The organism is Bradyrhizobium manausense, from assembly GCF_018129685.1.
GTDB classification, from domain to species: domain Bacteria; phylum Pseudomonadota; class Alphaproteobacteria; order Rhizobiales; family Xanthobacteraceae; genus Bradyrhizobium; species Bradyrhizobium manausense_D.
Genome location: NZ_JAFCLG010000017.1, coordinates 1 through 17,239 on the forward strand (window position 1 = coordinate 1; position 17,239 = coordinate 17,239).

Sequence of the window (17,239 nt, forward strand, 5' to 3'; positions counted from 1 at the left end):
GCCCTCATTGCTGTCGCCAGGAAGCTGCTGACCATCCTCAACGCCATGCTGCGCGACCGAAAAATCTATAAGGTCGAACCATCAACATAACAGTTGCCGGCCTTCGCCGGGACGACACTGAGCATGTGGAAGCGCCTTCTCAAACGACACGCATCCGCAGCATTCCCAAAACGTCTTGACCCTATGCGCGGCGCGAGTGCGTCCCACCTTGCTCTCCTCGCAAAGCCAAGGCTAACGTCGCGCACTTTCGATCGCTGGACTTGAATTGATGACACGTATCGCCATCGGCGGCTTCCTGCAGGAGACCAACACCTTCGCACCGACGAAGGCGACGTTCGCCGACTTCCAGCACGGCGGCGGCTGGCCGGCGATGACGCACGAAACAACGCTTTGCAAATTCGTTCTGCCAATTTCCGTTCCTGATCGCGATCAACTGCGCCGCGCCGGGCGCGATGCCGGCCGACACCGCGTCACTGCCCTGGACGCGGTTGCGTCCGGGCATCCGCATCAAGCCGAACGGCCCCGTTTTCACTCCCCCTTCACGCTAACCGGACAGGACCTATGCCCACCATCGATCGCATCGACGGCTACGCCGACGAACTCACCGCCATCCGCCGCGACATCCATGCCCATCCCGAGATAGGCTTCGAGGAAGTACGCACCTCCGGCATCGTCGCCGACAAGCTGAAGAGCTGGGGCATCGAAGTGCATCGCGGTCTCGGCGGTACCGGCGTGATCGGCGTCATCAAGGGCAAGGGTTCGAGCGGCAAGCGCATCGGTCTGCGCGCCGACATGGACGCGCTGCCGATGGAAGAGAATACCAATCTGAAATGGAGCTCGAAGATTCCTGGCCGCTTCCACGGCTGCGGCCATGACGGCCACACCACCATGCTGCTCGGCACCGCGCGCTATCTCGCCGAGACCCGAAATTTCGACGGCACCGTGCACCTGATCTTCCAGCCGGCCGAGGAAGGCCTCGGTGGCGCGCGTGCAATGATCAAGGACGGCCTGTTCGAGAAATTTCCCTGCGACGAGCTCTACGGCCTGCACAACGCGCCCGACCTCAACCTCGGCGAGATCGCGATCCTGCCCGGCCCCGCCATGGCCAGCGCCGACTTCTTCGACCTCCGCATCACCGGCTACGGCGCGCATGGCGCGATGCCCGAACGCTCCAAGGACGCGGTGATCATCGCGACCACGCTGGCGCAGGCGATCCAGACCATCGTCAGCCGCAACGTCGAGCCGCTCCAGGCTGCCGTCGTGTCGATTACCCAGATCCACGCAGGCTCCGCCTACAACGTCATTCCCGGCGACGCGCATCTTTGCGGCACCATCCGCACCTTCTCGAAGGACGTCCGCACCCTGGTCAGCGAACGCATCCGCACCATCTGCGCCGGCATCGCCAGCGCCTATAGCTGCGCGATCGACGTCGACATCCGCGACACTTTCAACGTGCTGGTCAACCAGGCCGAGCAGTCCAAGGTGGTTGAGGAGGTCGCGCGCACGATTGTCGATCCGGCCAAGGTCATCACCAGGACCCAGCCGAAGATGGGCAGCGAGGACTTCGCCGACATGCTGGAGACGATTCCCGGCGCCTACTTCTGGGTTGGTCATGACGGCTCGGTGCCCGTGCACAATCCCGGGTTCGTGCTCGACGACAAGATCCTGCCGATCGGCGCCAGCATGTTCGCCCGGATCATCGAAACGCGCATGCCGGTCGCCTGACAATGCAGAAGAAGAGCGCCACCGAGGCGGTCACCTCGCTGCACGATCTCTCCGCGGTCGATCTGATCGCGGGCTACCGCGCCAAACAGTTCTCGCCGAGCGAGGTGCTGGAGGATGTGCTCACGCATGTCGCTGCGTGGGAGCCGCATCTGAAGGCGCTCTATGCGTTCGATCCTGATGGCGCGCGCGAGGCCGCCAAGGCCTCGACCGCGCGCTGGTCCGGGGGCGAGCCATCGGGCCCGCTCGACGGCGTGCCCGTGACGGTCAAGGACAACATCGCGACCAAGGGCGTGCCGGTGCCGCTGGGGGCGGCGAGCGTCAAGCTCGTGCCGGCCGAGAAGGACGCCCCGCCCGCCGCGCGCCTGCGTGAGGCAGGCGCTATCATCTTCGCCAAGACCACCATGCCCGATTACGGCATGCTGTCCTCGGGACTCTCCTCGTTCCACGCGCTGGCACGCAATCCCTGGGATCTCTCGAAGAATCCCGGCGGCTCCAGTGCTGGTGCGGGCGCCGCCGCCGCGGCTGGCTACGGGCCCTTGCATCTCGGCACGGATATTGGCGGCTCGATCCGCTTGCCCGCCGGCTGGTGCGGACTCGTCGGCCTGAAGCCGAGCTTCGGCCGCGTGCCGATCGATCCCGCCTATGTCGGCCGCGTCGCAGGTCCCATGACCCGCACGGTCGATGATTGCGCGCTGATGATGAGCGTGATCGCAAAGCCCGACCGGCGCGACGGCACGAGCCTGCCGGCGGAGCCGCTCAACTGGAAGGGGCTGGAGAAATCCCCGCGCAAGTTGCGGATCGGCCTGATGCTCGATGCAGGCGTTGGCCTTCCGGCGGAAAAGCCGGTCCGCGAGGTCGCGGTGAAAGCGGCCAAGGCATTCGAATCCGCCGGCAGCGTCGTCACCGAGATCGACGGTATCCTGACGCGCGAGATGCTCGACGGCCTCGACAATTTCTGGCGCGCACGGATGTGGGACGATCTGTCGAAGCTGACGCCGGCCGAACAGGCAAAGGTGCTGCCCTACATCTTCAAATGGGGGGTATCAGGTGCGAAGCTGTCGGGCGTCGACGTGATCCGCGGCTTCAACCAGACCATGGCGATCCGCAGCGCAGCCTCGAAACTGTTCTGCGAGCTCGACTATGTGATCTCGCCGACCGCGCCGAACGTGAACTATGCGGCGGAATGGGCCTCGCCCACCAACGATCCGATGCGGCCGTTCGAGCACATCTGCTATACCGTGCCATGGAATATGTCGGAGAACCCCGCCGTCTCCATCAATGGCGGCTTCGACGCCACGGGTTTTCCGATCGGCGTCCAGATCGTCGGCCGCCGCTTCGACGATATCGGCGTGCTCGGCATGGCCAAGGCGTTCGAGGGCCTGCGCGGAACGCAGAAGCCCTGGCCGAAGCCGCCGGCGAAGTAATCCCACACTTGTCATTCCGGGTTGCGCCCACTTGGCGCAAGCCCGGAATCCATTCATCGGCACTACTGGTGCGGAGAAATGGATTCCGGGCGCGCGCGTCGCGCGCCCCGGAATGACGTGATAGAGAAATGCCAAGAAACCGGGAAGGAAACCCACCCATGGCGTATGAGACGATCAAATACGAGGTCGCCGACCAGATCCTCACCATCACGCTGAACCGGCCCGACAAGCTCAACGCCTTCAACGCACAGATGCAGGCCGAGCTGATCGACGCGTTCGACGCCGCCGACAAGGACGACAATGTCCGCGCCATCATCGTCACCGGCGCCGGCCGCGGCTTTTGCGCAGGCGCGGATCTGTCGTCAGGCGCCGACACCTTCGACCGCGACGCGCGCCGCGGGCCGGTGAAGCGCTTGGCCAACGGCAAGGTCGATTACAGCGATCCGCAGGTGCGCGATGGCGGCGGGCAGGTGACCTTGCGCATCTTCAAATGTCTGAAGCCCGTCATCGCGGCGGTGAACGGCCCCGCGGTCGGCATAGGCGTCACCATGCAGCTGGCGATGGACATCCGCATTGCGTCGGATGCCGCGCGTTTCGGCTTCGTGTTCTCCCAGCGCGGCATCGTGCCCGAGGCGGCCTCGAGCTGGTTCCTGCCGCGGATCGTCGGCATCTCGCAGGCGCTGGAATGGTGCTATTCGGGCCGCGTGTTCCCCGCGCAGGAAGCGCTGGCGGGGCGTCTCGTCAGCAAGGTCGTCGCGCCCGATGATCTGCTGCCGACCGCTCGCGCCCTCGCCAAGGAGTTCGCGGCGAAGACCGCGCCGGTGTCGGTCGCGCTGATCCGCCAGATGATGTGGCGCATGATGGGCGCGGACGATCCGATGGAGGCCCACAAGGTGGACAGCCGCGGCATCTACGCCCGCGGCCGCTCGGAGGACGTCAAGGAAGGCGTGGTCTCGTTCCTGGAGAAGCGCCCGGCGCAGTTCAAGAACAAGGTGTCCAGCGATATGCCCGACTATTTCCCGTGGTGGACGGAGCGGGAGTATAAGTGACGCTCTTGTAGGGTGGGCAAAGGCGCTCTTGCGCCGTGCCCACCATCCTTGCGTGATGGATACAGATCGTGGGCACGCTTCGCTTTGCCCACCCTACGGCGCCGTCACCGCAGCTCCGTCATTCCATCACCAGCGCCACGCGTCCGATCGCCTTACGGTCGAGCAGCAACCGCATCGCCTTGGCGCAATCCTCAAGCGGCAGGCGGTGCGAGACGTTGGGGCGGAGCCTGCCCTCTTCCGCCCATTGCAGCAGCGCCTTCAGGCGCACCTCACCCAGCGCGGGGTCTTTCCGGACCGCCTCGCCCGCGCGCACCCCTAACACGCTGGCGCCCTTGATCAGCAGCAGATTGGTCTTGGCCGAGCCGATGCCGCCCGTAAAGCCAATCACCAGGAGTCGCGCGCCCCAGGCGATGCAGCGCATCGAGTTCTCGAACACCTCGCCGCCGACGGGATCGAACACGACATCCGCGCCGCGGCCATCGGTGATGCGCTTGACCGCGTCACGAAACGGCTCGCGATCATAGCGCACGAGATGGTCGGCGCCGCGCGATTTTGCGATCGCAAGCTTCTCGTCGCTGGATGCTGTCGCGATCACCGTTGCGCCCAGCATCTTGCCGATCTCCACCGCCGCGAGTCCAACGCCGCCGCCAGCGCCGTGCACGAGGAGCACTTCACCCGGTTCGACCCGGCCGCGATCGATCAGCGCATGATAGGCCGTGCCGTGGCCGGCGAGATAGGTCGCGGCTTCCGCGTAATCGAATGTCGATGGTATCGGCGTGAGCTGCGCCGGCGTCACAACGGCTTCATCCGTGAAGGCGCCATAGCGCATCTTCACGATGACCTTGTCTCCGACGGACACGCCCCTTGCTTCCGCGCCCACTTCCGTCACGTCGCCGGCCGCCTCCATACCGGGCGTGAACGGCAACTCCGGCTTGAGCTGATATTCGCCTGATGCCATCAGCACGTCAGGAAAATTCAGGCCCGCGGCGCGGATCGCGACGCGGACCTCGCCGGGCTTCAGGGCTCGCGGGGGAAACTGTTCGAGCCGCAGCGTTTCGGGCGCACCGAGCGCGCGGCAGACGACCGCACGGACCATCAGGCCGCGCTCGCCTTGCTGCGCAGTAGCGCCTCGCGGATCAGCGGCAGGCGGTCATTGCCGAAGTACATGTCGGTCTTGTTCACGAAGATCGTGGGCGAACCGAAGCCGCCGCGCGCGACGACTTCCTCCGTATTGGCCTTGAGCTGATCCTTGATGGTTTGTTCCGAAATGCCGGCAAAGAACTTCTGCTCCTCGACGCCGACTCTCTTGCAGATCTCGGCGAGCACGGCGTCCTGCGAAATGTCCTTGTCGCCGCCCCAATAGGCCTCGAACACAGCGGTTGCGAACGGCACCATGTCCTTGCCCAGCCAGATGCAGCCGCGCATCGCCTTGACACTGTTCACCGGAAACACAGTCGGCGGCATCTTGATCGCCAGCCCCGCCGAGCGCGCCCAGTCGGCAAGGTCCTTCTTCATGTAGCGCGCCTTCAACGGCACCGGCGTCTCGCGCTGTGCATAGACGCTCGGGTTGACGGTGTTGAAGATGCCGCCGACCAGGATCGGCCGCCAGACGATCTCGGCGCCGAGCTCTTTGGCCAGCGGCTGGATGTTGTGGAAGGCGAGATAGGTCCAGGGACTGGAACAGTCGAAGAAGAATTCGATCATGGTGTTTCCTTTGTCGCGTTTGGTCTCGCTCCCCGTCATTGCGAGCGAAGCGAAGCAATCCAGAATCTTTCCACGGAAAGGCTCTGGATTGCTTCGTCGCATCAGCGCAAAATTGCTTCGCAATTTTGTCGCGAGCTCCTCGCAATGACGGGGAGAGCGGTAGCCGTCACTTCTTTCCCAATACTTCCTTAGCCCGCTGGCCGAACATGATCTTGCGTGATTCCTCATCGAACGGCTCTTTCACGAATTTGCCGATCGCAATCCCCGCCTGCACCTGCGGCCTGGCGCGCACCTCGGCGTACCAGCGCTTCACGTTCGGATAGTCGTCCAGCGTAAAGCCCTGCGCCTTGTGGGTCATGGTCCAAGGGAAGCAGGCGATGTCGGCAATGGAATAGTCGCCGGCGACATAGGCGCCGGTCTTGGCGAGTTGCCGGTCGAGCACGCCATAGAGCCGCGCCGCCTCGTCGCGGTAGCGCTCGATCGCGTAAGGGATCTTCTCCGCCGCATAAAGCGCGAAATGGCCGTGCTGGCCGAGCATCGGCCCGAGCCCCGCCATCTGCCACATCACCCACTGGATCGTGGTGGAGCGGCCGCGCAGGTCGCCTGGAAGGAAACGGCCGGTCTTCTCCGCCAGATAGATCAGGATCGCCCCGGTCTCGAACACCGAGAACGGCGCGCCGCCGTCTGCAGGATCGTGATCGACGATCGCGGGAATACGGTTGTTGGGCGAGATCGCCAGAAACTCAGGCGCAAACTGCTCGCCGGCGCGGATGTTGACGGGCTTCACGGTGTAGGGAAGCCCGAGTTCCTCCAGCATGATCGAGATTTTCCAGCCGTTCGGCGTAGGCGCATAATGGAGGTCGATCATCACCTTCCCTGCCGTCGCCGCTGGAATAGTGGGCGACTTTTGTTGTTCTGTACCTCGACGTTAAGACATGGCAGACAGAGGCGCAATCGCAACCCGCCGGGAGGACCCATGCTGTTTCCAACGACGATCGCCGGCTCCTTGCCCAAGCCGGAATGGCTGGCCGAGCCCAACATGCTCTGGGCGCCCTGGAAGTCGCAAGGCGACGAGCTGGCCAGCGCCAAGCGAGACGCGACGTTGATCTGGCTGAAGATCCAGGAAGATGCCGGCATCGACATCGTCACCGAGGGCGAGCAGGCCCGGCAGCATTTCGTGCACGGTTTTCTGGAGAAGATCGAGGGCATCGACTTCGCCCACAAGGTCGAGATGGGCATCCGGAAAGATCGCTACAAGGCGATGGTGCCGCAGGTGGTCGGGCCGCTGCGGTTGAAGGGGCGCGTCCACGATTTTGAGGCGCGCGTCGCGCGCACCCACACCAGGAAGAAGCTGAAATTCACCCTGCCCGGTCCGATGACCATCATCGACACCATTGCGGACCGTTACTATGGCGACCGCGTCAAGATGGCCTTCGCCTTCGCCGAGCTCTTGAACGAAGAGGCCAAGGCGCTCCAGGCCGACGGCGTCGATCTCGTGCAGTTCGACGAGCCCGCCTTCAACGTCTACATGGACGAGGTCAACGACTGGGGCATCAAGGCGCTGGAGCGCGCCGCGCAGGGGCTCACCTGCACCACCGCCGTCCACATCTGCTACGGCTACGGCATCAAGGCCAATACCGACTGGAAGGAGACGCTCGGCGCGCAGTGGCGGCAGTATGAGCAGATTTTTCCGGCGATCGACGCCAGCCCGATCCAGCAGGTCGCGATCGAGTGCCGCAATTCGAAGGTGCCGCTCGATCTGCTCGCGCTCTTGAAGAACAAGGTCGTGCAGGCCGGCGTGATCGATGTGGCCAGCGACACCGTCGAGACGGCCGAGGACGTCGTGCAGGTGATCGACGCGGTCTCGAAATTCGTACCCAGGAGCAACATCATCGCCACCACCAATTGCGGCATGGCGCCGATGCGGCGCGAGATCGCCGAAGCCAAGCTGATGGCACTCGGAGCCGGCGCCGCGCTGGCCCGCGAGAAGCTTGGCTGATGCCGCCGATCCGGCCCGCCCTGGTCATGGCTGTGCTTGCGGCGTTCACGCCGCGGGCGCATGCGGAAGACCGCTCGGTGCTTCTCAATTGCAAGGTGACGGTCGAGCGGGCCTCCAAGGACGCGAAAGCCGTGAGCGAAGCTGACCTTACCCGCTGCCGCCAGATCATCCGCGAATGGGCCTTGCGCGATGCTCGGACGACGGTGGATGAGAACGGGCGGCCGCTGCGCTAGGGCACGATGGAGTCAGGTTCGATCGGCGTCCGGGGTCACCTCTCCCTACGGGAGAGGTGACCTGAGCTCTCGTTCGCATCGATTCAACCTAACCACACTCCGCTTTAGGGCAGCGCTGTCGGGTGCAGCACAGGCCGATAGCCCGCATTCAGCGTGCGGAGCGTCGAAGGTGGCGTGAGCAGCCTTGCCTCACCAGAGAGATGTCCCGAGCCGGCATATCCCCCGGCCGACCACAGCAGCGTCCTGCCTTGCGTCACCAGAAAGCTCTCTTCGCCCTGCTGCAGCATCGCGCCATCGGGAAGCTGTTCGAGCGGCACGAGCAGCACGTGCAGCCGCTTCCTGCCGTGGTCAAGCCGCTCGTGGTGCAGCACAGTATCGATGTCGTGCATGCGGACGTCGTGCACGCGGTTGCCCTTCTCCCACGCGGCACGGAAGCGATTGGCATCGTCGCGGCGGCAGTAGAAGCAGGGCCGATGTCCGGCTGCCAGCGCGGTGGCTTCATCGAGAAAAAACAGCTCGGTCCAGCTCTGCTGCGCCATCACCTCGCGGCGACGGCCGCGGAACTCGCAGGTGCAGGTCAGCCAGGCCGGCGACGACCAGCGCTTCTTCAGCAGCGTCTTGGTCGCGGGATCATGGATGATGCCGCGATTGCCCGTGAACATCCCGCGATGCGGCGTGGCGATGATATCGCCAGTGGGTGTGACGCGGTTCTGCAGGGGCATGGGCGCGCCTTTTGAAATGCCGTCATTCCGGGATTGTCCGCAGGACCAGACGCGGGATCTCGAGATTCCGGTTTCGATGCTTCGCATCGCCCCGGAATGACTCCCTCCCTAGGCAGCGCCGTCGCGCAGCGGCGGGTGGTAGGACAACGCGGTGTCCCAGGGGAAGAAGATCCAGGTGTCCTGCGACACTTCCGTGATGAAGGTATCGACCAGCGGACGGCCCTTCGGCTTGGCGTAGACGGTCGCGAAATGCGCATCGGGCAGCATCTCGCGCACCATTCTGCCGGTCTTGCCGGTATCGACGAGGTCGTCGACGATCAGAAGTCCCTTGCCGGTGCCTTCGCCGAGCTTCATCGCCTGTTCTGAAATGCCCTTGAGGACCTGAAGCTCGCCCTGCTTGTCATGGTCGTAACTGGCGATGCAGACCGTATCGATGATGCGCACACCGAGCTCACGCGCCACGATTGCCGCAGGCACGAGTCCACCGCGGGTGATCGCGATCACGGCATGGAATGGACCAACCTCGTTGAGCCGCCATGTCAGCGCCCGGCAATCCCGGTGGAACTGGTCCCACGACACCGGAAAGGGCCTGCCTGCCCGTTCCTGCGCGCTCAGTTCCGGTGCGTCACCAGCCATCATCGTCTCCTGCATTCGTCTTGCCGGCAGCTCATCTGCTACCGGGTGATGTTCAATCCTGCCAGCATTTCCTTCACCGCCGCCATCGCGGCAGCGAGCTTATCCGCATCGCGCGAGCGCACCACCAGATTGGTGTTCGGTTTCTGCTCCTCGTCCATGAAGGGATAGCTGCCAATGATGGTGTCGGGGTGCGCGGCGGCGATCGCCCGCAGCGGGCTGCCGATGTCTCCCTCCCTCGCATTGGCGCGGACCGATTCGGACAGCATGCGCACGCCCGATTTCAGCTTCGGCGCGACGATGTCCATCATCGCCTGCATGATCGAGGGCACACCGGCCATGACGATGACGTTGCCGATCTTGAAGCCGGGGGCGAGGATGGTCGCGCTCTGGATCAACTCGGCGCCATCGGGGATGCGGGCCATGCGCAAGCGGGCCTCGTTCAGGTCCTGCTCGCTCCAGCGCTCCTTGAAACGGGCGACCACCTCGGGATGGTGGTCGATGCCGACGCCGAACGCCTTGGCGACGCTGTCGGCGGTGATGTCGTCATGGGTCGGCCCGATGCCGCCGGTGGTGAAGACGTAAGTGTAGCGATGCCGCAGTGCATCCAGAGCTGCGATGATGTCGGCCTCGTCGTCGGAGACGACCCGCACTTCCTTCAGGTCGATGCCGATATTGGTCAGGTATTCGGCGATGAAGCCGATATTCTTGTCCTTGGTCCGGCCCGACAGGATTTCATCCCCGATGACCAGAATGCCCGCCGTGACGATCTCGCTCATGCCTTAAGTCCCTCACCTGTGATCCCGACTTTGCCGAGGTAACGCGTTGAAGTCACGCGGTTTTGCTGCCGAAATAAGCAGTCCTCAGCCATTTTTTCAGGCAGCTTTCCGGCTGTCCCCGGCAAATGCCCCTTCTCACTGCTTATAGCGCTGGCCCGGCCCTTGCTACCTCCTCAAAGTCATGCACTCTTGCCGCATGGCCAGGGCGTTGCGGTCTCCAACAAGGCCTTTCGACCTGTCCATTGGCGCAACGCCTTGCGGAGACAAGTCGGGATCTATGGCAGTCGCGTTTGACGAAATGAATATTCCCGGCGGGGACCTTCGCCCCGCCTATCAGGAGCTGGCGCGCTGGCTCAAGGAGACGCCTCCCGAGGCGCTCGAATATCGCCGCCAGGAAGCCGAACTCCTGTTCCGCCGTATCGGCATTACCTTTGCGGTTTATGGAGACTCCGAATCCACGGAGCGCCTGATCCCGTTCGATGTGATCCCGCGGATCATGTCGGGCAAGGAGTGGACCCTGCTGGAAAAGGGGCTGAAGCAGCGCGTGAAGGCGCTGAACATGTTCCTGCGCGACATCTATCACGGCCGCGACATTCTTCGCGCCGAAATCGTGCCTGACGATCTGATCTTCCAGAACCCGGTGTTCAGGCCGGAGATGAACGGCCAGCAGGTGCCGCACGACGTCTACGTGCACATCGCCGGCATCGACATCGTCCGGGTCGACGCCGAGGACTTCATCGTTCTCGAGGACAACGCGCGCACGCCCTCCGGCGTGTCCTACATGCTGGAAAACCGCGAGATCATGATGCGGTTGTTTCCGGATCTGTTCGCCCGCCACAGGGTGGCGCCGGTCGAGCGCTATCCGGACGAACTGCTCTCGGCGCTCCGCTCGGTCGCGCCGCATAGCGCCTCGGCCGAGCCGACCGTCGCGCTGCTCACGCCGGGCGTCTACAATTCCGCCTATTACGAGCATTCTTTCCTCGCCGACAAGCTCGGCGTCGAGCTGGTGGAAGGCCGCGACCTCGTCGTCAAGAACAACGAAGTCTTCATGCGCACGACCGAGGGGCTGAAACGGGTCGACGTGATCTATCGCCGCGTCGACGACGATTTCATCGACCCCCTCACCTTCCGCCCTGACTCGGTGCTGGGCGTGCCCGGGCTGATGTCGGCCTATGCAGCCGGCAACATCACGCTCGCCAACGCGGTCGGCACTGGCATTGCCGACGACAAGGCGATCTACTCCTACATGCCTGACATCGTGAAGTTCTATCTCGGCGAAGAACCGATCCTGAAGAACGTGCCGACCTGGCGCTGCCGCGAGCCGAAGGATCTGGCCTACGTGCTGGACAATCTCGGTGAGCTCGTCGTCAAGGAAGTGCACGGCTCTGGCGGCTACGGCATGCTGATCGGCCCGGCCGCGACCAAGGCCACGATCGAAGCCTTCCGCGAGAAGCTCAAGCGCGAGCCGGAAGGTTTCATCGCCCAGCCGACGCTGGCGCTCTCGACCTGCCCGACCTGCACGGCCTCCGGCCTTGCCCCGCGGCACGTCGACCTGCGGCCCTTCGTGCTCACCGGCAGCAAGACGACGACCATCGTGCCGGGCGGGCTGACGCGTGTTGCCCTGAAGGAAGGTTCGCTCGTGGTGAATTCAAGCCAGGGCGGCGGCACCAAAGACACCTGGATTCTGGACGAGTAGAGAGATGCTGTCGCGTACCGCCGAAAACCTCTACTGGCTCGCCCGCTACGTCGAACGGGCCGAATATCTCGCGCGCACGATCGATGCGACGCTGCGCGTCACCGCGCTTCCCGCCACTTATATCGGCAAGACCAACGAATGGGACTCGGCGCTGCTGACCGCCGGCGTCGCCGAGAGCTTCTATCAGACCCACGAGGAAGCCAACGAGCACAACGTCGTCGACTACCTCTCGTTCTCGGCCGAAAACCCGTCCTCGATCCGCAATTGCATCGAAGCGGCGCGGCTGAACTCACGCTCGGTGCGCACCGCATTGACCAGCGAGATGTGGGACACCATCAACTCGGCGTGGATCGAGTTGCAGGAGGTCTGGAACAAGGGCACCTCGACGCGCGAGGAGCTGGCAAGATTCCTGCGCTTCGTGCAGGAGACCTCGCTGCGCTTCGACGGTTCGGCCTACCGGACCATGCTGCGCAACGACGCCTACTGGTTCTCGCGCCTCGGCCTGCATCTGGAGCGGGCCGACAACACCGCGCGCATTCTCGACGTGAAGTATCACGTGCTGCTGCCCGAAGAGGAACATGTCGGCGGCCCGCTCGACTTCTATCAGTGGAGCTCGATCCTGCGCTCGGTGTCGGCGCTGACGGCCTATCACTGGGTCTATCGCGAGACGCTGAAGCCGTGGCTGGTGGCGGATCTGCTGATCCTCAACAGCACGCTGCCGCGCTCGCTGGCGAGCTGCTACGAGAATCTCACCCGCAACCTCGACCAGATCGGCGTCGCCTATGGCCGCCAGGGCCCGGCCCAGCGCCACGCCCGCGGCATCCGCAACCGGCTGGAACACAGCAACATGAACGACATTTTCCAGCATGGTGTGCATGAATTCATTCAGGAATTCATCGCAGACAATTCCAGGCTGGGCGAAATCATCACGAAGCAGTATTTGATCTGACCTCCGTCATTCCGGGATGGTCCGAAGGACCAGACCCGGAGTCTCGAGATGCCGGGTTCGATGCTGTCGCATCGCCCCGGAATGACGGCATAGAAACTGTGGTCCACCATGCGCCTGCGAATCCAGCACACCACGACCTATCGCTACGAACCTGCGGCGACGAGCGTGATCCAGATCCTGCGCATGACGCCGGGCAGCCACGACGGGCAATATGTGGCGGAATGGCAGATCGACGTCTCCACCGACACCAAGCTCGACATGCACGAGGACGCGTTCGGCAACGTCACCCACGTGCTGTCCTGCGGCCCCGTGAGCGACATCAAGATCACCGCGGAGGGCTTGATCGAGACCCACGACACCGGCGGCGTGCTGCGCGGCACCGACGAGCGCTTTCCCGCCGACATGTTCCTGCGCACCACCGACCTGACGACCGTCAATCCGGCCATGGCAGCGGTCTCGCGTCAGCTGCGCAGCGAGGCCGAGAGCGACACGCTCGGCTTTCTGCATACGCTCATGTCGCAGATCAGCGATCACATGACCTTCGACGAGGATCCGACCAACAGCGGCACCTCGGCCGCCGAAGCCTTCACGCTGAAGCGCGGCGTCTGCCAGGACTATGCGCATATCTTCATCGCCTGCGCCCGCACCGGCGGCGTGCCGGCGCGCTTCGTCTCCGGCCATTTCCTGCGCTCCGACGGCACCGTGCATCAGGACGCCGGGCATGCCTGGGCGGAAGCCTATGTCCCTGATCTCGGCTGGGTCGGCTTCGATCCCGCCAACAGCATCTGCACCACCGATGCCCATGTCCGCGTCGCGATCGGGCTCGACTATCTCGGCGCAGCGCCTGTGCGCGGCACGCGCTACGGCGGCGGCGCAGAGACGCTGACGGTCGCGGTCAAGGTCGAGCAGGCCGGCCGCGGCGGGCAGTCGCAATCGCAGCGACAGAGCTAGAGGCGTTCCGTCCTTCCGTCATTCCGGGGCGATGCGCAGCATCGAGCCCGGAATCCATCGGGCCGCAGAGTGGGTGGATGAATGGATTCCGGACTCGCGACTTCGTCGCGCCCCGGAATGACAGCCTGGCCTCGGGAATCGGGGGTTTCATGCCTCCCCGAAATTGGCTAGTACTTCGGCGCAAACGCGTTGGGGACTGGAAATGACCTATTGCTGCGGAATCCTGGTTCGGGACGGTCTGGTGATGATCGCCGATACCCGCACCAATGCCGGCCTCGACAACGTCTCGACCTTCCGCAAGCTGCACATCTTCTCCAAGCCCGGCGACCGCATCATGGCGATCGCCAGCGCCGGCAATCTCGCCATCAGCCAGTCGGTGCTGTCCACGCTGACGGAAGGCCTCGAGGACCCCAACACGGGCGAGATCGAGACGCTGATGAACGCGCCGACCATGTTCCAGGCCGCCCAGCGCATCGGCCGGGCGATCCGCGCGGTGCACGCGACCGAAGGGCCGGCGCTGAAATCCGAGGACGTGTCCTTCGACGTCTCCTTCCTGTTCGGCGGCCAGATCAAGGGCGCGCGCATGCGCCTGTTCATGGTCTACACGGCAGGCAATTTCATCGAATGCACCACGGACACGCCGTACCTGCAGATCGGCGAGCACAAATACGGCAAGCCGGTGCTCGACCGCGCCATGCATTACGACGTCGAGCTCTACGAGGCGCTGAAGACCGGGCTGATCTCGATGGACTCGACCATGCGCTCCAACCTCGGCGTCGGCCTTCCCATCGACGTGCTGGTGGTGCGCTCCGATGCCTGCGATGCCGACCTGAACCACCGCATCGAGGCCGGCGAGCCCTATTTCCATGATCTGCGCTCGCGCTGGTCGGCGGCCTTGCGCGCCGCGCATCAGAACATTCCGCGGCCGCCCTACAAGAACGAAAAAGAACCCAAAACCTGACAATTGAAGAAAAGGCAGGAAACGATGAGTGAAGCAAAAAAGATCGCCCTGGTGACGGGCGCCGGCACGGGTGTCGGACGCGCCGCCGCGCTGGCGCTGATGAACACCGGCTTCACCGTGGTGCTCGCAGGCCGCCGCCTCGACATGCTCGAAGAGACCGCCAAGCTAGGCCCCGCCGGCAGGAGCCTGTGCGTGACGGCCGACATGACCAAGCCGGAGCAGATCGCCGCGCTGTTCGACAAGGTGAAGGCGACCTATGGCCGGCTCGACGTGCTCTTCAACAATGCCGGCATGGGCGCGCCCGCGGTCAACTTCGAGGACCTCAGCCTCGAGCAGTGGCAGGCGGTGGTGAACACCAACCTCACCGGTCCGTTCCTGTGCACCCAGCACGCCTTCCGCATCATGAAGGACCAGAGCCCGCGCGGCGGCCGCATCATCAACAACGGCTCGATCTCGGCGCATGCCCCGCGGCCGTTCTCGGCCGCCTACACCTCGACCAAGCACGCCATCACGGGCCTGACCAAGGCGAGCAACCTCGACGGCCGCATGTACGACATCGCGGTCGGTCAGGTCGACATTGGCAATGCCGCCACCCCGATGACCGATCGCATGGTCAACGGCCCCGGCGTGCTCCAGCCTGACGGCACCACCAAGCACGAACCGCGCATGGATGCGAAGGCGGTCGGCGACGCCGTCGCCTACATGGCCGGCCTGCCGCTCGACGCCAACGTGCTGACCATGACTGTCATGGCGACGAAGATGCCGTTCGTCGGACGGGGCTGAGCCGAAACCGCGAAAACAACCCCATGCACAGTAGAGGGCATGGGGTTGCGACCTTTGCCGGCAAGCGGGGTGACGTGAGGTAACTGCTCACCCGGCCTCCACAATCGCCATTGCGAGCGCAACTCCATCACCGTCATCCTTCGAGGCTCCGCTTGCGATGCATTCGCATCGCAAGCCTCGCGCCTCAGGATGACGGGACCAATTTTTCCCTCCATCATTGCAACGACGGGGAGAGAGCGGCGCTCCTACTCCAAACTCTCCACCCGCCGCAGGCTGGGAAACAGCTTCATCCAGAACAGCGCCACCGCGACGGTCGCGACGCCGCCGAGCACCGCCGCCGGCATGGCGCCGAACAGGGCGGCCGTCACGCCGCTCTCGAACTGGCCGAGCTGGTTCGAGGCGTTGATGAAGAGGAAGTTGACCGCGCCGACGCGGCCGCGCATCTCGTCCGGCGTCGCGAGCTGCACCAGCGAGAAGCGGATCACGACGCTGATCGTGTCGGCTGCGCCGAGAACGGCGAGTGACAGCACCGACAGCCACATCCAGGACGACAGCGCGAACACGATCGTGGCGATGCCGAACACGATCACCGCCTGGAACATGCGCAGGCCGACATGCCGCATGATCGAATGGCGCGCCAGGATCATGGTCATCAACAGCGCGCCGACGGCGGGCGCGGCACGCAGCACACCAAGCCCGATCGGGCCGGTCTGGAGGATATCGCGGGCATAGATCGGCAGCAGCGCGGTGACGCCGCCGAACAGCACCGCGAACAGGTCGAGCGAGATGGTGCCGAGGATCGCGGGATTGCTGCGGATGAAGCGGACGCCGGCGAAAATGTTGTCCTCGTCGGTGCCTTGCCTGGCGACCGACTGCGGACGCGACTGGATAAACCCGGTCAGGACCATCCCAAAAATCCAGAACAGCAGCATCACGGCATAGGCCAGATGCGGCGCGATCGCATAGGCAAAACCGCCGAGCGCGGGCCCGGTAATGGTCGCCACCTGCGCCGCGCCGCTGGACACCGCCGTGGCGCGCTGGAGCGAGCCTTGCGGCGCGATCAGCGGCAACAGCGCTGCCGTGGTCGGGCTTTCGAAAGCGCCGGCAATGCCGAGCACGAAGGTCGCGATGAAAATCTGCACCTCGTTGACGAGGCCAAGATAGGTGATCGCGGCGAGATAAAGCGCGGTTGCGGCTTCGACCAGCTGGCAGAGCTGAACCACCCGCTTGCGCTCATAGCGGTCGGCGGCATGACCGGCGACGAAGACGAGCAGCGCGGTGGGCGCGAACTGCACCAGCCCGACCATGCCGAGGTCGAAGGCCGAGCCGGTGAGGTCGTAGATCTGCCAGCCGATCGCGACCGCCGCGATCTGGCTGGAAAAGCGCGACAGGCTGCGCGAGAGCAGGAAGAACAGGAAGGCGCGATGGCGGAGGAGCTCGCCGGCGGTGGCCGGCTGGTTCACTGAAACCGGCTCGTCTGGCATCGCCTGTTCGGTCACGCTCGGATGGTCCGCCCCTGATATCGACGTGCCCCGCGTGGCTGACGCGGGCATGGATGTCAACAGCGGGGCAGCCAGCAGCATTCCCGGCATTGCGTTTGCAACGCACGCGCGGCCATAATCATTGGGGCT

The 17,239-nt window shown here is 64.4% G+C and carries 17 protein-coding genes and 1 pseudogene; 11 read left to right on the forward strand and 7 right to left on the reverse strand.

Annotated features, from left to right (window positions below; all coding sequences use genetic code 11):
* Positions 1-268: 268 nt before the first annotated feature.
* From JQ621_RS35925 to JQ621_RS27700, 4 genes and pseudogenes are all read left to right on the forward strand, one after another.
* Positions 269-418 (forward strand): annotated as a pseudogene (locus JQ621_RS35925) (M81 family metallopeptidase); the annotation flags it as partial.
* Between the two features lie 143 nt (positions 419-561).
* Positions 562-1,725, forward strand: coding sequence for a M20 aminoacylase family protein (locus tag JQ621_RS27690; protein WP_212239258.1), 1,164 nt, complete (start codon positions 562-564; stop codon positions 1,723-1,725).
* A 2-nt stretch (positions 1,726-1,727) separates the two neighbouring features.
* The gene (locus JQ621_RS27695; RefSeq protein ID WP_212239260.1) at positions 1,728-3,149 is read left to right on the forward strand and encodes an amidase; all 1,422 of its coding nucleotides are present in this window, start codon (positions 1,728-1,730) and stop codon (positions 3,147-3,149) included.
* A gap of 158 nt (positions 3,150-3,307) precedes the next feature.
* Positions 3,308-4,198, forward strand: coding sequence for a crotonase/enoyl-CoA hydratase family protein (locus tag JQ621_RS27700; protein WP_212239262.1), 891 nt, complete (start codon positions 3,308-3,310; stop codon positions 4,196-4,198).
* Positions 4,199-4,316: 118 nt separating this feature from the next.
* On the opposite strand, the gene JQ621_RS27705 is transcribed toward JQ621_RS27700, so the two are convergent.
* The 3 genes from JQ621_RS27705 to JQ621_RS27715 form a co-directional block, all read right to left on the reverse strand.
* On the reverse strand, positions 4,317-5,294 hold the full coding sequence (locus JQ621_RS27705) for an NADPH:quinone oxidoreductase family protein (protein ID WP_212239269.1): 978 nt from the start codon (positions 5,292-5,294) through the stop codon (positions 4,317-4,319).
* A complete protein-coding gene (locus JQ621_RS27710) occupies positions 5,294-5,902 on the reverse strand; it encodes a 2-hydroxychromene-2-carboxylate isomerase (RefSeq protein WP_212239272.1) in 609 nt (202 codons plus the stop codon). The genes JQ621_RS27705 and JQ621_RS27710 overlap by 1 nt, the downstream gene beginning before the upstream one ends.
* A 166-nt stretch (positions 5,903-6,068) precedes the next feature.
* A complete protein-coding gene (locus tag JQ621_RS27715; protein WP_212239277.1) occupies positions 6,069-6,770 on the reverse strand; it encodes a glutathione S-transferase N-terminal domain-containing protein in 702 nt (233 codons plus the stop codon).
* A gap of 108 nt (positions 6,771-6,878) precedes the next feature.
* Here JQ621_RS27715 and JQ621_RS27720 point away from each other — a divergent pair, with 108 nt between their 5' ends.
* On the forward strand, positions 6,879-7,901 hold the full coding sequence (locus tag JQ621_RS27720) for a methionine synthase (RefSeq protein ID WP_212239283.1): 1,023 nt from the start codon (positions 6,879-6,881) through the stop codon (positions 7,899-7,901).
* Positions 7,901-8,134, forward strand: coding sequence for a hypothetical protein (locus tag JQ621_RS27725; protein ID WP_249125621.1), 234 nt, complete (start codon positions 7,901-7,903; stop codon positions 8,132-8,134). Before JQ621_RS27720 ends, JQ621_RS27725 begins: the two co-directional genes overlap by 1 nt.
* A 104-nt stretch (positions 8,135-8,238) precedes the next feature.
* On the opposite strand, the gene JQ621_RS27730 is transcribed toward JQ621_RS27725, so the two are convergent.
* The 3 genes from JQ621_RS27730 to JQ621_RS27740 form a co-directional block, all read right to left on the reverse strand.
* On the reverse strand, positions 8,239-8,856 hold the full coding sequence (locus tag JQ621_RS27730; RefSeq protein WP_212239285.1) for a hypothetical protein: 618 nt from the start codon (positions 8,854-8,856) through the stop codon (positions 8,239-8,241).
* Positions 8,857-8,964: 108 nt separating this feature from the next.
* The gene (gene gpt / locus JQ621_RS27735) at positions 8,965-9,492 is read right to left on the reverse strand and encodes a xanthine phosphoribosyltransferase (RefSeq protein ID WP_212239287.1); all 528 of its coding nucleotides are present in this window, start codon (positions 9,490-9,492) and stop codon (positions 8,965-8,967) included.
* Positions 9,493-9,530: 38 nt separating this feature from the next.
* Entirely contained in the window at positions 9,531-10,268 is a 738-nt protein-coding gene (locus JQ621_RS27740; protein WP_212239290.1) for a competence/damage-inducible protein A, read from the reverse strand.
* A 277-nt stretch (positions 10,269-10,545) separates the two neighbouring features.
* Between JQ621_RS27740 and JQ621_RS27745 the strand changes: the two genes are divergently transcribed.
* The 5 genes from JQ621_RS27745 (at position 10,546) to JQ621_RS27765 (ending at position 15,608) form a co-directional block, all read left to right on the forward strand.
* Positions 10,546-11,964: a circularly permuted type 2 ATP-grasp protein gene (locus JQ621_RS27745; protein ID WP_212239292.1), complete on the forward strand. Its 1,419-nt coding sequence runs from the start codon at positions 10,546-10,548 to the stop codon at positions 11,962-11,964.
* Positions 11,965-11,968: 4 nt separating this feature from the next.
* Entirely contained in the window at positions 11,969-12,913 is a 945-nt protein-coding gene (locus JQ621_RS27750) for an alpha-E domain-containing protein (RefSeq protein ID WP_212239294.1), read from the forward strand.
* Between the two features lie 108 nt (positions 12,914-13,021).
* Positions 13,022-13,864, forward strand: coding sequence for a transglutaminase family protein (locus tag JQ621_RS27755; RefSeq protein WP_212239296.1), 843 nt, complete (start codon positions 13,022-13,024; stop codon positions 13,862-13,864).
* 202 nt (positions 13,865-14,066) lie between these two features.
* Positions 14,067-14,825 (forward strand): proteasome-type protease, encoded by a 759-nt coding sequence (locus JQ621_RS27760; protein WP_212239299.1) that lies wholly within the window; start codon positions 14,067-14,069, stop codon positions 14,823-14,825.
* A 24-nt stretch (positions 14,826-14,849) separates the two neighbouring features.
* Complete coding sequence (locus JQ621_RS27765) at positions 14,850-15,608, forward strand: SDR family oxidoreductase (protein WP_212239301.1); 759 nt, start codon at positions 14,850-14,852, stop codon at positions 15,606-15,608.
* Between the two features lie 245 nt (positions 15,609-15,853).
* Here the strand turns inward: JQ621_RS27765 and JQ621_RS27770 are convergent, their stop codons facing one another.
* Positions 15,854-17,092 carry an MFS transporter gene (locus tag JQ621_RS27770; protein ID WP_212239303.1) on the reverse strand — a complete coding sequence of 413 codons (1,239 nt, stop codon included), beginning with the start codon at positions 17,090-17,092 and terminating at the stop codon, positions 15,854-15,856.
* Between the last annotated feature and the right edge of the window lie 147 nt (positions 17,093-17,239).